General features: G+C 68.5%; 15 protein-coding genes. 3 read left to right on the top strand and 12 right to left on the bottom strand.

The window, feature by feature from the left end:
* Positions 1 to 9: 9 nt before the first annotated feature.
* On the bottom strand, positions 10 to 1224 hold the full coding sequence (glgC, locus tag CJ177_RS03150; protein ID WP_005239253.1) for a glucose-1-phosphate adenylyltransferase: 1215 nt from the start codon (positions 1222 to 1224) through the stop codon (positions 10 to 12).
* A gap of 121 nt (positions 1225 to 1345) precedes the next feature.
* Between glgC and glgA the strand changes: the two genes are divergently transcribed.
* Positions 1346 to 2515, top strand: coding sequence for a glycogen synthase (gene glgA, locus CJ177_RS03145; protein ID WP_025432189.1), 1170 nt, complete (start codon positions 1346 to 1348; stop codon positions 2513 to 2515).
* Between the two features lie 9 nt (positions 2516 to 2524).
* On the opposite strand, the gene CJ177_RS03140 is transcribed toward glgA, so the two are convergent.
* The 11 genes from CJ177_RS03140 to CJ177_RS03090 all read right to left on the bottom strand — a co-directional run bounded on the left by CJ177_RS03140 (position 2525) and on the right by CJ177_RS03090 (position 11990).
* A complete protein-coding gene (locus tag CJ177_RS03140) occupies positions 2525 to 3367 on the bottom strand; it encodes a putative RNA methyltransferase (RefSeq protein ID WP_005239249.1) in 843 nt (280 codons plus the stop codon).
* A gap of 90 nt (positions 3368 to 3457) precedes the next feature.
* A complete protein-coding gene (locus CJ177_RS03135; protein WP_003936084.1) occupies positions 3458 to 3625 on the bottom strand; it encodes a DUF3117 domain-containing protein in 168 nt (55 codons plus the stop codon).
* Between the two features lie 150 nt (positions 3626 to 3775).
* The gene (locus CJ177_RS03130; protein ID WP_095867264.1) at positions 3776 to 4351 is read right to left on the bottom strand and encodes a DNA-3-methyladenine glycosylase I; all 576 of its coding nucleotides are present in this window, start codon (positions 4349 to 4351) and stop codon (positions 3776 to 3778) included.
* A complete protein-coding gene (locus tag CJ177_RS03125) occupies positions 4348 to 4659 on the bottom strand; it encodes a DivIVA domain-containing protein (RefSeq protein WP_005239244.1) in 312 nt (103 codons plus the stop codon). The genes CJ177_RS03130 and CJ177_RS03125 overlap by 4 nt, the downstream gene beginning before the upstream one ends.
* Before the next feature lie 52 nt (positions 4660 to 4711).
* On the bottom strand, positions 4712 to 5671 hold the full coding sequence (locus tag CJ177_RS03120; RefSeq protein WP_011598038.1) for a glucosyl-3-phosphoglycerate synthase: 960 nt from the start codon (positions 5669 to 5671) through the stop codon (positions 4712 to 4714).
* A complete protein-coding gene (gene folP / locus CJ177_RS03115; RefSeq protein ID WP_005239236.1) occupies positions 5668 to 6567 on the bottom strand; it encodes a dihydropteroate synthase in 900 nt (299 codons plus the stop codon). Before folP ends, CJ177_RS03120 begins: the two co-directional genes overlap by 4 nt.
* 94 nt (positions 6568 to 6661) lie before the next feature.
* Positions 6662 to 8437 carry a long-chain-acyl-CoA synthetase gene (locus tag CJ177_RS03110; RefSeq protein WP_095867263.1) on the bottom strand — a complete coding sequence of 592 codons (1776 nt, stop codon included), beginning with the start codon at positions 8435 to 8437 and terminating at the stop codon, positions 6662 to 6664.
* An 84-nt stretch (positions 8438 to 8521) separates the two neighbouring features.
* A complete protein-coding gene (locus CJ177_RS03105; RefSeq protein ID WP_061046246.1) occupies positions 8522 to 9079 on the bottom strand; it encodes a TIGR00730 family Rossman fold protein in 558 nt (185 codons plus the stop codon).
* Positions 9079 to 9879: a TIGR00730 family Rossman fold protein gene (locus tag CJ177_RS03100; protein ID WP_095867262.1), complete on the bottom strand. Its 801-nt coding sequence runs from the start codon at positions 9877 to 9879 to the stop codon at positions 9079 to 9081. The genes CJ177_RS03105 and CJ177_RS03100 overlap by 1 nt, the downstream gene beginning before the upstream one ends.
* A gap of 42 nt (positions 9880 to 9921) precedes the next feature.
* The gene (dapE, locus tag CJ177_RS03095; RefSeq protein ID WP_005239228.1) at positions 9922 to 10995 is read right to left on the bottom strand and encodes a succinyl-diaminopimelate desuccinylase; all 1074 of its coding nucleotides are present in this window, start codon (positions 10993 to 10995) and stop codon (positions 9922 to 9924) included.
* 41 nt (positions 10996 to 11036) lie between these two features.
* Positions 11037 to 11990 (bottom strand): SMP-30/gluconolactonase/LRE family protein, encoded by a 954-nt coding sequence (locus tag CJ177_RS03090; RefSeq protein WP_095867261.1) that lies wholly within the window; start codon positions 11988 to 11990, stop codon positions 11037 to 11039.
* 141 nt (positions 11991 to 12131) lie between these two features.
* Between CJ177_RS03090 and dapD the strand changes: the two genes are divergently transcribed.
* Both dapD and CJ177_RS03080 read left to right on the top strand, forming a co-directional pair.
* The gene (gene dapD, locus CJ177_RS03085) at positions 12132 to 13085 is read left to right on the top strand and encodes a 2,3,4,5-tetrahydropyridine-2,6-dicarboxylate N-succinyltransferase (RefSeq protein ID WP_061046243.1); all 954 of its coding nucleotides are present in this window, start codon (positions 12132 to 12134) and stop codon (positions 13083 to 13085) included.
* Positions 13086 to 13089: 4 nt separating this feature from the next.
* Positions 13090 to 14481 carry an amino acid permease gene (locus CJ177_RS03080; protein ID WP_306453374.1) on the top strand — a complete coding sequence of 464 codons (1392 nt, stop codon included), beginning with the start codon at positions 13090 to 13092 and terminating at the stop codon, positions 14479 to 14481.
* The last annotated feature ends 8 nt before the right edge of the window (positions 14482 to 14489 follow it).

The raw sequence follows: 14489 nt of genomic DNA, 5'->3' as shown, positions 1-14489 counted from the left end.
GCCCTCCCGCTAGATCCAGACGCCCTTGCCGATGGCGACGACGCCGCCGTTGCTGACGGCGAAGCGTTGCTTGTCGCGCTCGAGGTCGACGCCGATGATTTCGCCGTCGCCGACGACCACGTTCTTGTCGAGGATGGCGCGGCGTACCACGGCGCCCTTGCCGATGCGCACACCGGGCATGAGGACGCTGCCCTCGACCGTCGCGCCGCTGTCGACCATCACGTTGGAGCTGAGCACGGAGTTGCGCACCGTGGCCGCCGACAGAATGCACCCGGCCCCGACCACGGACTCCTGCGCGAGGCCGCCCTGCACGAACTTGGCGGGCGCGAGGTTCTCCGTCTCACCGCGGATCGGCCACCGACGGTTGTAGAGGTTGAAGATCGGGTGGACCGACACGAGGTCCATGTGGGCGTCGTAGAATGCGTCGAGCGTTCCCACGTCGCGCCAGTAGCCCCGGTCGCGGTCGGTGGCGCCGGGAACGATGTTGTCCTTGAAGTCGTACACGGACGCCTCACCCGCCTCGACGAGCGCGGGGATGATGTCGCCGCCCATGTCGTGGTCGGAATCGGAGTTCTCGGAGTCGGCCCGGATCGCGTCGACCAGCACCTTGGTGGTGAACACGTAGTTACCCATCGACGCGAACGTCATGTTGGGGTCGTCCGGGGTGCCCGGCGGATGCGCCGGCTTCTCGAGAAACTGGACGATGCGACCCGACTCGTCGCTGTCGATACAGCCGAACGCGAACGCCTCGCTGCGCGGCACCCGGATCCCGGCCACCGTCACCCCGGCACCCGACTCGATGTGGTGCTGCACCATCTGCTCCGGGTCCATCCGGTACACGTGGTCGGCACCGAACACGACGATGTACTCGGGATCCTCGTCGTAGACGAGGTTCAGCGACTGCAGGATCGCGTCCGCACTACCGGTGTACCAGCGCGGGCCCAGACGTTGCTGCGCGGGAACGGGAGTGATGTATTCACCCGCGAACCCGGACAGTCGCCACGTCTGAGAGATGTGGCGGTCCAACGAGTGCGACTTGTACTGCGTCAGAACACACAGGCGGAGGTATCCCGCATTGACCAAATTGCTGAGCACGAAATCGATCAACCGGTAGGCGCCTCCGAAAGGCACAGCGGGCTTCGCCCGATCCGCGGTGAGCGGATAGAGACGTTTGCCCTCGCCGCCGGCGAGCACGATTCCAAGCACATGTGGCTGGCTCCTCACCCTGTCAACCTATCGGGCGGCCACTCCCCCCGCCAGCGAAGCGCCGAGTCACCGTTTCTCCGATACCTGAATGTGTCCGAGAGCGGTGGCCCGAAGCGTCCCGGACGGTTACGTTAGGCCGGTGCGGGTGGCGATGATGACCAAGGAATACCCACCGGAGATCTATGGCGGTGCGGGTGTACACGTCACCGAACTGGTTGCTCAGTTGAAGCAGCTGTGTGAGGTGGACGTGCACTGCATGGGGGCTCCGCGCGTCGGAGCGGTCGTGCACACCCCCGATCCCGTGTTGGCCGGGGCCAATCCGGCACTCGCGACGCTGTCTGCCGAATTGCGCATGGCCGACGCCGCGACCGGTGCCGACGTCGTGCACTCCCACACCTGGTACACCGGCCTGGCGGGCCATCTGGCGTCCGCGTTGTACGACGTGCCCCACATCCTCACCGCCCACTCCCTCGAGCCACGGAGGCCGTGGAAGGCGGAGCAGCTGGGCGGCGGCTACCGCATCTCCTCGTGGTCCGAGCGCAACGCCGTCGAGCACGCCGACGCGGTGATCGCCGTGAGCGCCGGGATGCGACTCGACGTCCTCGACGCGTACCCGTTCGTCGACCCGCACCGGGTCCACGTGGTGCGCAACGGGATCGACACGTCGGTCTGGCACGCGGGGCCCGCAGGTCCGCGGGACTCCGCCCTCGCCAAGATCGGCGTCGACCCGGACCAGCCGATGGTGGCGTTCGTGGGCCGTATCACGCGGCAGAAGGGCGTCGGTCATCTGATCGCCGCAGCACACCACTTCGCGCCCGAGATCCAGTTGGTGCTGTGCGCGGGGGCCCCCGACACCCCGGAGATCGCCGCCGAGACCGAGCAGGCCGTGGCCGCGCTCGCGGCGCACCGGGGCAACGTGTTCTGGGTGCGGGAAATGCTCCCCACCGACCAGGTGCGGGAGATCCTGTCGGCCGCAACCGTCTTCGTGTGCCCGTCCGTGTACGAGCCGCTGGGGATCGTGAACCTCGAGGCCATGGCCTGCGAGACCGCGGTCGTGGCGTCCGACGTCGGCGGTATCCCCGAGGTGGTGGAGGACGGGGTCACCGGCCGTCTGGTGCACTACAACTCGTACGAGCCCGAGGCGTTCGAACAGGCGCTGGCCGAGTCGGTCAACGCAATCGCCGCCGACGCCGGCACTGCCCAGGCGATGGGCAAGGCCGGGCGGGCGCGGGCGATCGCCGAGTTCTCCTGGGCGGCCATCGCACAGCAGACGCTCGACGTCTACCAGGACGCGTTGTCCCGGCGCTGACCGAGGGGCTCAGAGCCGGGCGTAGGTGGATACCGTCACCGACGCCGTCACCGGATATTCCTGCGGCAGCGCCGCGATCGAGGACGCGAGCCGGTCGGGGGTGAGGTGCCGCGCCGACGGCCCCATCCCGACGAGCCGGGCCACGTCGAGGTGCGACAACGACATCGGGTACTCCACGGCCATGTGGTCGGTACGCTCGAACCGCCCGGACATCGCGGCCCCGAGCCGCTCGACCTTCCGATCGTCCACCCGGACCATGCCGAGCAGGTCCACGAGCTCCCCCAGGTGCCGCTCCGTGGGGGTGAGGACCACCAGGGAGCCGCGCTCGGCGAGCACCCGGTGCGCTTCGTCGGCGTTGCGCGGCGCGAACACGCACAGGACGTGGCTGAGCACGTGATCCCGCACCGGAAGGTGTTGCCACACGTCGGCAACCACTGCGCCGGCGCGTGGGTGAGCCTTGGCGATGCGCCGCGCCGCATACTTGGACACGTCGAGCCCGATTCCCCGGCCGGTCGGGACGGCGTCGAGGACGCGCGCCAGGTAGTGGCCTGTGCCCGCGCCGATCTCGAGGATCCGGGGATCGTCGCCGGGCCCGGTGCCCGCCACCACCGCGTCGGCGACGGCGTCCATCAGCGGGTCGAAGCTGCCGCCGCCGAGGAAGTCCGCACGTGCCGCGATCATTTCGGGGCTGTCGCCGTCGAACTTGCCACCGGCGCCGGTCATCAGACTCACGTAACCCTGACGCGCCACATCGAAGGCATGCCCCTGGTCGCACAGGATCGCGCCGTCGTCGAGTTCCACACGGGACCGGCACTGCGGGCACGCCAACAGGTCGGTCACATCGGCCAGCACGAACGTTCGCCTCCCCGTTCCGGACACGGAACAGGCCCCGCACCGAGAACGGCGACGGGGCCTGCCCTGTGAGGTTCTCTCCGCACTCGACTAACTGGTGACGCCCTTGAGCTCTTCACCGAGTGCGGCAGCTTCCTCCGGGGTGAGCTCGACAACCAGACGTCCACCACCCTCGAGCGGAACCCGCATGACGATTCCTCGTCCCTCTTTGGTTGCTTCGAGGGGACCGTCCCCGGTCCGGGGCTTCATGGCCGCCATCCTCTGCTCCCTCCAGATCTGCGCTGCCTGCTTGCGCCTCGACAAATTTTGGCACCCCGCCAACACTCGGCGAGGCTTGTGACATCCATTCTTCCCTATGGACACGAGTACCGGGAACCTGAGTCACAAATAGGCAGGTCCACCGGCAGTTCAGGCAGTGATCGGGACCCAGCAGGCGGCCACGTGGTCGTCCACCATCCCGGTGGCCTGCATGAGTGCATAAGCAGTGGTAGGGCCCACAAATTTGAACCCTCGGCGCTTCAATTCCTTCGCCATCGCGGTGGACTCCGGTGTGACGGCCGGGACGTCGTTCACGGTGGCGAGGCGGCTCGGGCGCGGCGGCGGGGCGAACGACCACAGCAGGGTGTCGAGGTCGGTGTCCGACAACTCCAGGAGGGCCCGCGCATTGCTCACCGACGCCTCGATCTTGGCCCGGTTCCGCACGATCGACGCGTCCTCGAGCAGGCGCGCCACGTCGCGTTCCGTGTACCGGGCCACCGCCTCCGGATCGAACCCGGCGAACGCGGCCCGGAAGGCCTCGCGCTTGCGGAGAATCGTGATCCACGAGAGTCCCGACTGGAACGCTTCGAGGCACAGCCTCTCGTACAACTCGTCGCGGCCGTGCAGCGGACGACCCCACTCGAGGTCGTGGTAGTCCCGGTACAGCCGGGACCCGTCCGTGTCGACCGCCCACTCGCACCGCACCCGGTCCTCGGGGGCTGTCACGAGGCATCCCCCGGCCGTTCGGACGCGGCTTCGACCGCCGCCAACTGCTCACGCAGCGAATCGATTTCACGGCCCAGCCGGGACAGCGCCCAGTCGACCTCGCTGGCCTTGTACCCCCGCAGCGTCTGCTGGAATCGCAACGCCTCCACGTCGGCGCCCGTCACACCCTCGGCGGGCAGGGCCGTGAGTGTGGTGCCGGGCGGCAGGGGCGCGAGTTCCTCGGAACGGCCGAACACCGCACTGGCGGCGAGGAACAGCATCGCGCCGACGAACGCCATGACGAGCAGATAGAGCAGGGCTGTCACCATGCCCCGATCCTGTCACGGACGTCTGACAGCAACCTCCTTCAGGGGCGCGCGGTCAGGGGCACACCGTGTTCATCGGCGGGCGGTCGGCCAGCGCGACGTCCGTCGTCGTCGGAACGAAGGAGTCGCCGTCCACCAGGAACTGGGTCAGACCCGCCCCGGAGTCGGGCACCCCGCAGCGCCGCATCATCGTGCCGATGATCTGCCTGCTCATCACCCCGAGTTCGGACAGCGGGCGGTTGCGGTGCTTGCGCACCCCCAGATTGACCTGCCCGATCGCACCGAGTCCGAGACGGTCGTACGTGTCGAGCAGCAGGCCGATCTCGACGCCGTAGCCGGGGGCGAACGGAACCGCCGACAGCAACTCCCGGGTGCCCGCGTACTCGCCGCCCAGCGGCTGCAGCACACACGTCAGCTCCGGCCGGAGCGAGGCCAGCATGGGACGCGCCACGAGTTCGGTCACCCGGCCACCTCCGTTGGCGTCCTCCGTGCCGCTGAGGCGGAGCGGACGGCGGTAGTAGCCCTTCACGAGATGGATGCCGTCGGCCGTCAGCAGCGGTCCCAGCAGCTTCGGGACGAAGGCCGGATCCGGGTTGATGAGATCCGAGTCGACGAAGGCGATGAGGTCACCGGTGCTCGCGGCGACGGAACGCCACAGCACCTCGCCCTTGCCCGCCACGGGCGGGAACGCGGGCACCGCCTCCTCCCGGCTGATGACGGTGGCGCCCGCCGCGCGTGCGCGTTCCGCCGTCAGGTCCGTCGATCCCGAATCGAGCACGATCAACTCGTCCACCAGACCACCGAGCAACGGGTGGATCGTGTCCACCACCGCGGCGACGGTCTCCTCCTCGTTGAGCGCCGGCAGGACCACCGAGACGGTGCGCCCAGCCTTGGCCCGTTCGAGTTCGGCGATGCTCCACGACGGCTGGTCCCAGCTGTTCGCCTCGGCCCAGCTGCGTGGGGTTCGCTCCTCCGCCACCATCGTGCGGGCCGCCCGGGCCCCCACGGCACTCATGCCAGCCCCCGCACGGTGCGGGACGGTGCGCGCCGGCCTTGAATCGCGGCCACCATGTCCACCACTCGACGCGTGGGGGCAACTTCGTGGACACGGAAGACACGGGCGCCTCCTGCGGCGGCCATCGCTGTCGCTGCCAATGTTCCCTCCAACCGCTCGACGAGATCTACCCCTAGAGTCTCCCCGACGAAGTCCTTGTTGCTCAGCGCCATGAGCACTGGCCATCCCGTATTTACAAGATCTTCCACTCGCCGCAACAACTCGAGCCCGTGATAGGTGTTTTTCCCGAAATCGTGGGTCGGATCGATGAGGATCGAGTCGGCGGGCACACCCAGCCGGGCCGCGTTCTCGGCGGCCGACACCACTTCCCGGAGGACGTCCGCGACGACGTCGGTGTAGCGGACGCGGAACGGGCGGGTCCGCGGAACCGCTCCCCCGGTGTGTGAGCAGACGATGCCGGCACCCGTCTCCGCGGCCACCTCGACGAGCGCAGGATCGGCGCCGGCCCACGTGTCGTTGATGAGATCGGCACCCTCGGCGACGGCGAGCCGGGCCACGTCGCTACGCCAGGTGTCGACGCTGATGAGCAACTCCGGGTAGCGCTCGCGGATCGCGGCCACGAACGGCACCACCCGCCGGGTCTCTTCCGCGGAGTCGACGACGTCACCCGGTCCGGCCTTCACACCCCCGATGTCGACGAGGTCGGCACCCTCGTCCACAGCCCGTTCGACCGCCGACATGGCGGCGGAATCGGTGAACGTGGCACCGCGGTCGTAGAACGAATCGGGTGTCCGGTTCACGATGGCCATCACGAGCGCACGATCGACCGCCACGGGGCGCCCGCACAGCGTGGGCGACGGGTGGTCGGGCGCGGGCGGTACGTCTGTCTCGGCCATGTCACCAATATTGGCACGCAGCGAAATCGAAACCACCCGTGAGTACTTGTTAACGGCGGGCGGTTGACAAGTACTCACGGGCGCCGAAGGCGCATCACCCCTTGGGCAGCGAACCCTTCGCCACTTCGTCGACGTACCCGTCGTACGAGGGCTTGTAGCCGTCGCTGCGCCCGGACAGCACGTGCAACGTGTCTGTGTCCTCGACGTCGTAACCCTCCTTGCGGAGTTCCACCTTGCGGCTCTTGAACGTCGACGTCTGCTCGAGGGAATCGACGATGCGGACGAACAGCGGCACCGCGTACGACGGCAGCCGCTGGAACAGCAACTCCGCGACGTCGGCGCCGTCGAACTTCTCGTTCTCGTGCAACGTCACCGCGGCCATCCCCGCGCGACCGTCGGTCCCGGGGATCTCGACGCCGTAGACGACGGCGTGCTCGACCGCGGGATGCGCGAGGAGTGCGCCCTCGACCTCGGTGGTCGCGACGTTCTCCCCCTTCCAGCGGAACGTGTCGCCGAGCCGGTCCACGAACGCCACGTGCGACCAGCCCTGGCGGCGCACCAGGTCGCCGGTGTCGAACCAGCAGTCGCCGTCCTCGAAGCCGTCGCGGACGAGCTTCTTGTCGGTGGCCTCCTCATCGGTGTACCCGTCGAACGGCGCCCGGTCCGTCACCTTCGACAGCAGCAGTCCGACGTCGCCGGTGCGCACCTTCCGCAGCTTGCCGCCGGAGTGCCGCCGCGGCGATCCGCTGTCCTCGTCGTACTCGACCACCGCGTGCGGCAGGGGGCAGATGCCCGCCGTCCGGTCGACGTTGAGCGCGTTGACGAACGCGATGTTGCACTCGCTGGCGCCGTAGAACTCGGCGACCCGGGAGATCCCGAACCGGGTGGTGAACTCGGACCAGATCTCCGGACGGAGACCGTTCCCGACCATCAGCCGGATGGAATTGTCGCGGTCGCCGGGCTTCTCGGGCTGGTTCAGCAGGTACCGGCACAGCTCGCCGATGTAGGTGAACGCGGTGGCCCGGTTCAGTTCGACGTCGGCCCAGAACTTGGACGCCGAGAACTGCTTGCCCAGTGCGAGCGTCGCACCCGACCCGAGCACCGAGGACAGCGACACCGTCAGCGCGTTGTTGTGATAGAGCGGCAGGCAGCAGTAGAGGACGTCGCTGCCACGCAGCCGGACGCCCATGTTGCCGAGTCCGGACATGCTCTTGAGCCAGCGGAAATGGCTCATCAGGCTGGCCTTCGGCAGTCCCGTGGTGCCGGAGGTGAAGATGTAGAAGGCCTTCTCCCGGGCCTGGATCTGCTCGCACACCTCGGGGTTGTCGTCCCCGGCCTTCCCGGCGAGGCGGTCGAGGTCGTCGAAGTACAGCACCGAGGGCACGGCGGGCGGTTCGTCGAGCGAGTCCATGGCCTCGCCGCACGCCTCGGACACCACCAGGACCCGGCTGTCGAGCAGCGAGATGCTGTGGGCCAGTACATCTCCGCGCTGGTTGTGGTTCAGCATCCCGGCGGCGGCGCCGAGCTTGACCGCGGCGAGGGCGATGAGCAGCGTCTCGGGCGAGTTCTTACCGAGGATCCCGACGACGTCCCCGCGTGCCACGCCGAGGTCGGCGAGCACGTGGGCGTAGCGGTTCACGCGGATGTTGGCGTTCCGGTAGCTCAGCGATTCGCCCTCGAACCGCAGGAACGTGCGGCGCGGGTGCGCTGCGGCGGCGCGCTGGAAGACGAGGCCGATCGATTCCCTCGCGTCGGGGGTCCGGATCAGGCCGAGGACCCCCTTCGCCATGATCGGCAGCTCCGGAATCATGGCCGGCAGCCGCTTCGCGAGGTCGACCACCCCGATCGTCGAACGAGCTTCAGAACGCATGACATCCCCTCAGGCCTGCAGTATGAGTCAGGTCACCTTACTGCACGGTAACAACGTGCGCCACGACGCGGACCGGACGCCGCCTCAGGACACGCAGGCGTCCAGTGCCTCCCCGACATCGGACCGGACGAGCAGCCTGTCGAGGGCGCGCTGCGCCACGAAACCGCCGCCCCGCAGCCCGTCGAGCCAGTCGAGCAGCCCCGTGTAGTGACCGTGCGGATCCAGCAGGACCACCGGCTTCTCGTGCATGCCGAGATAGCCCGCGGTCCACGTTTCGAACAGCTCCTCGAGCGTGCCGATACCGCCGGGCAGAGTCACGAACGCGTCGGCCCGGTCCTCCATGATCTGCTTGCGCTGGCGCATGGTGTCGGTGACCACCAGCTCGTCGGCGTCGACGTCGGCGACTTCCCTGTGCACCAGCGCTTTCGGGATGACACCGACGGTCGTGGCCCCGGCCGCGCGGGCGGCCTCGGCCACCGCGCCCATCATCGAGACGTTGCCGCCGCCGGACACGAGTTGCCAACCGCGCTTACCGATTTCGGTGCCGACCCGGGCCGCGAGTTCCAGAAAATGGTCGTCGACGGGGCCGGACGCGCAGTAGACGCACACCGAGAACGGTTGCGTCGGAACAGTTTTCGGCATCACCACTGATCCTCCGTTCCGAGCAGGGCAGCTTCGTCGACACCCTGCTGCGACCGTATGACGATCTGCACCGCTTCCTCCACACTGTCCGTGACGTGCAAGAGATTGACGTCACCTTCCGAGATCTTGCCGCTGCGCTGGAGAGTTCCCCGCAACCAGTCCACCAGCCCGGACCAGTACTCGGTGCCGAACAGGACGATCGGGAATCTCGTGACCTTGCGCGTCTGCACCAGAGTCAGCGCCTCGAACAGCTCGTCGAGCGTCCCGAACCCGCCGGGCAGGCAGATGAACGCCTGCGAGTACTTCACGAACATCGTCTTGCGCGCGAAGAAGTAGCGAAAGTTGATGCCGAGGTCGACCCACTCGTTGAGGCCCTCCTCGAACGGTAGCTCGATACCGAGGCCGATGGAGTAACCACCCGATTCGCTGGCACCGCGGTTGGCCGCCTCCATGACGCCGGGGCCGCCGCCGGTCATGACGGCGTAACCCGCCTCGGCCAGGCGCGCACCCAGCGCCCGAGCCGCTTCGTACTCCGGGTGGCCGTCCGGTGTGCGAGCGGAACCGAAGACGGTGACCGCGCGCGGCACCTCGGCCAGGGCACCGAACCCCTCGATGAACTCGCTCTGGATCCGCAGTACCCGCCAGGGGTCGGTGTGCACCCAGTCGGTCGAGCCCCGCTCGTCGAGCAACCGCTCGTCGGTGGTGGTGGTGTCGTCCTTGCGGGCGCGCCTCAACTGCACCGGACCCCGGTGCTTCACGGACGAGGACTTCCGGCCGTGAGTGTTCTTCTCGGGTGCCATGCGCCCCAGGCTAGCGGGTGGCCCGTTCGGGGCACCGGGCAGTCACGGGGCGCTCAGATAGGCGCGCAGCACCGTCGTCACGTCGGTGATCTGCTGCACGGGCACGTGCTCGTCCCGCTTGTGGGCGAAGTTCGGGTCGCCGGGACCGTAGTTCACGGCCGGGATGCCGAGCGCGGAGAACCGCGAGACGTCGGTCCACCCGTACTTGGCGCGGAACTCGCCACCCGCCGCCTCGATCAGGGCCGCAGCCGCCGGGTCGCTCAACCCGGGCAGGGCTCCCGGCGACAGGTCCGTGACCTCGAAACCCAGCTCGATCCCGTCGAAGACCTCCCGCACGTGGTCGATCGCCTGCTCGGCGCTGCGGTCGGGGGCGAAGCGGAAGTTCACGTCCATCTCCGCCGCGTCGGGCACCACGTTGCCTGCGACGCCGCCTGCGATCCGCACGGCGGACAACCCCTCCCGGTACACGCAGCCGTCGATGTCCACCGACCGCGCGGTGTAGTCCGACAACCGCTGCAGAACCGGGGCGAAGCGGTGGATCGCGTTGTCGCCCAGCCACGATCTCGCGGAGTGCGCGCGGGTGCCGCGGGTGGTCAGCGTCACCCGCAACGTGCCCTGACATCCCGCCTCGATGAGGCCTCCCGTCGGCTCGCCGAGGATCGCCACGTCCGCGCGCAGCCACTCGGGGATCTCGCGTTCGATCCGTCCGAGCCCGTTGTGGACGGCCGCGATCTCTTCGCAGTCGTAGAACACCAGGGTCAGATCGTGCGCGAGATTCTCGATGGTGGCGGCGAGGTGCAGGAACACCGCGTCGCCCGACTTCATGTCGACCGTTCCGCATCCGTGCAGCAGATCGCCCTCACGCCGCGAGGGCACGTTGTCGGCGATCGGCACCGTGTCGAGGTGACCGGCGAGCATCACCCGGCTCGGCAGCCCCCGATCGGTCCGGGCGAGTACGGCGTTCCCGTTGCGGATGATCTCGAAACCGGTGGTCTGCTCCCGCAGCGCCGACTCGACGGCTGCGGCGATCGCCGACTCGTCGTGCGAGACGCTCGGGATGTCCACCAGGGCGGCGGTGAGGTCGATGGGATCGGCGTGGAGGTCGAGTGGGCTCACCCGTCCACCCTAAGCCGACCCGTCCGCCCGCTCGGGCGTTGCTACCCGTCGAAGCCGCCCGGGATCTCGTAGATCGCACCGTCGAAACCGATGCGGAACAGCCGTCCCGCCGAGAAGCCGCCGGACCCCTGCCCGTAGACGACCATGCTCGACGTCGGCAGACCGGAGGCCAGCACGCAGTACTGCCCCGGCGAGTCGAGCCGCCAGATCTCGCCGCGCACGTTGGCCGGGACCACCGGACGGCCTCGCGAGTCCAGGGCCAGGCCGTCGGGAGCGGCGAAGTTGTCGAGACCGGCCAGGTCGAGGATGCTCTCGGGCGCTCCGGGGTTCGCGAGCGGGATCCGGCTCACGCCCGGATTCACGAACGTCCGCGACACGTAGAGGTACCGATCGTCCGCGCCGAGCACCGCGCCGTTGGCGCTGGGCAGCGTCGCCCAGTGGGGCTCCACCCGCCCGTCGGGGAACACCCGTCCGATCTGGGTTCCGAAGTCGTTGGTGGCGTATGCGGTTCCGTCGGCGGTGACATCGAGTCCGTTCGCGGCGCTCAGCCCCGATACGAACGGGGTGAGCACGTTGGTCGCGGTGTTCAGTTTCGCGATCGCACCCGGGCGCAGGATGTCGCCGAGGAACACGCGGGCGTCCGCGCCGTACCCCACCAGCAGGGAACCGTCCGACGCCCAGGCCAGCGCCCCGGCCCCGCCGTCCGGCACCGTCGCGACCGGGACCGCGGGGGTTCCCGGGGCGTCGAGGCGGAACACCCGCCCGCTCAGAAGGTCCGTCGTGTAGAGGCGGCCGCCGCCGTCCACGGCGACGCCCTCGAGCGCCGCTCCGGGCACCCGCCCGACGAGGACCGGTGCCTGGCCGGCGCCCGGGCACACCGGAGCGGCGGACGCGGTCTGCGGCGCCACCACCGACACGGCCCCGGCGAGCAGTGCGCCCGCGGCCACGGCCCGCACGCCTCCTCCGATGAATCGACCCCAGTGCGAAATGCGCATTCCCACGACCTTTCCCGGTGTGTCTCACGTGCCCCGTGCATGGTCCCCCACATGGCCGGAACCCGCTCGGTTTCGTTTCGATCACGCCCCGATAACGACCGCTGGGAATGCCCGAGTAATGAGGCAGTAACCTTTACTGCCGTGAGCACACAGGGAGCATCAGCAGTAGGCATCGCCAACGTGACCGTCGGCGGCACGGTTCTCGACACCTGGTTCCCGGCGCCCGAGCTGGGAAACTTCGACGAGGCGGGCACCGTGCGGATCGAGGGTGGCGACATCCCTTCCGATCTGGCACTCCTCGCCGGACCCGACGAAGCGCGTGAGGTCGACCAGGTCGTGGTGCGCACCACCATCGCCGACCTGTCGGCGCCGCCGGTCGACGCGCACGACGCCTACCTGCGCCTTCACCTCCTCTCGCATCGCCTCGTGACCCCGCACGGCGTCAACCTCGACGGTCTGTTCGGATTGCTGTCCAACGTGGTGTGGACCAACTTCGGTCCCTGTGCGGTCGAGGGCTTCGAGAAGGTGCGGTCGCGTCTGCGCATCCGCGGCGTGGTCACCGTGTTCGGTGTCGACAAGTTCCCGCGCATGGTCGACTACGTCGTGCCGTCCGGCGTCCGCATCGCCGACGCCGACCGCGTCCGCCTCGGCGCCCACCTGGCAAGCGGCACCACCGTGATGCACGAGGGCTTCGTCAACTTCAACGCCGGCACGCTCGGCAACTCCATGGTCGAAGGCCGTATCTCCGCCGGCGTCGTCGTCGACGACGGATCCGACGTGGGCGGCGGCGCGTCAATCATGGGCACCCTGTCCGGCGGCGGCAAGGAGACCATCTCCGTCGGCAAGCGCTGCCTGCTCGGCGCCAACGCCGGTCTCGGCATCTCCCTCGGCGACGACTGCGTCCTCGAAGCCGGCCTGTACGTGACCGCGGGCACCAAGGTCACCGGGCCGGACGGCACCGTCGTGAAGGCCAAGGAACTCAACGGCCAGTCCAACCTGCTGTTCCGTCGCAACTCCGTGTCGGGAGCCGTCGAGGTCGTGCCGTGGAAGGGCACCGGCGTGGAACTGAACGCCGCTCTGCACGCAAACGACTGACCCGGTGAGCGGTACGCGAACACCCGGCACCATGACCGATTCGACCAGCACCCTGGGCCGGGGCCTGAAGGTCCGTCACCTCACGATGATGGGCCTCGGTTCCGCGATCGGTGCCGGACTGTTCCTCGGCACCGGTGTCGGCATCGCGACCGCCGGTCCCGCCGTCCTCGTCTCCTACCTTCTCGCCGGCATCATCGTCGTCTTCGTGATGCGGATGCTCGGCGAGATGGGAGCGGCAATCCCCGCCAGCGGATCGTTCTCGCACTACGCGCGGATCGGCATCGGCGAGTGGGCCGGATTCGTGATGGGCTGGCTCTACTGGTTCATGCTGATCATGGTGCTCGGCGCCGAGATCACCGGCGCGTCCGGCATCGTGAGCGGCTGGCTGCCCGGCGTGCCGCAATGGGTCGTCGCCCTCGTGTTCGTGATCTTCTTCGCGGCCGTCAACCTCGCGAAGGTCAGCAACTTCGGCGAGTTCGAGTTCTGGTTCGCCGCCATCAAGGTTACCGTCATCATCGCGTTCCTGGTGATCGGCGTGCTGCTGGTGTTCGGCCTGCTGCCGGACACCGAACCGGTGGGCACCACCAACCTCTTCGGCCACGGCGGCTTCATGCCGGAAGGCTTCGCCGGGGTCGCCGCGGGACTACTGGTGGTGGCGTTCGCCTTCGGCGGCATCGAGATCGTGACCATCGCCGCCGCTGAATCCGAGGACCCCGAGCGGTCGATCGCCGTGGCGGTGCGCAGCGTCGTCTGGCGTATCAGCGTCTTCTACCTCGGTTCGATCTCGATCATGGTCCTCGTCCTTCCCTGGGATTCCTCGGACCTGAAGAGCGGACCGTTCGTGGCCGTCCTCAACCAGGCGCACATCCCGTACGTGGCCGGGTTCATGGAACTGGTGGTCGTGGTCGCGTTGTTGTCGGCGTTCAACGCCAACATCTACGGCACGTCGCGGATGGCGTACTCGCTGTCCCGGCGCGGCGACGGTCCCGCGTTCATGGCCCGGATCTCGAATTCCGGGGTGCCCCTCAATGCGGTGCTGCTGTCGGTGTTCTTCGGTTTCGTCAGCGTCCTGCTCAACTGGTGGCTGCCGGACGACCTCCTGGGACTTCTCCTGAACGCCGTCGGTTCGGCGCTCCTGGTCATCTGGATCTTCATCGTCGTCTCGCATCTGAGACTGCGCCCGCAGCTCGAACGCGAAGGCAAGCTGACCGTGCGGATGTGGCTGTTCCCGTGGCTCAGCTACGTCACGCTCGCAATGCTCGCCGGTTTCGTCGTCCTCATGCTCTTCGACACCGACGCCCGCACCCAGCTGATCTCGACGTGCGTCCTGTTCCTCGTCATCGCAGCGCTCGGTGTGCTCAACACCCGGCTGCGCAAGCGGCCGCAGACGGTGTGACCGGTTCG

This window comes from Rhodococcus sp. ACPA1 (assembly GCF_002300195.1).
Lineage (GTDB): Bacteria > Actinomycetota > Actinomycetes > Mycobacteriales > Mycobacteriaceae > Rhodococcus_F > Rhodococcus_F opacus.
This window is presented reverse-complemented; position numbering and strand designations above follow the sequence as displayed.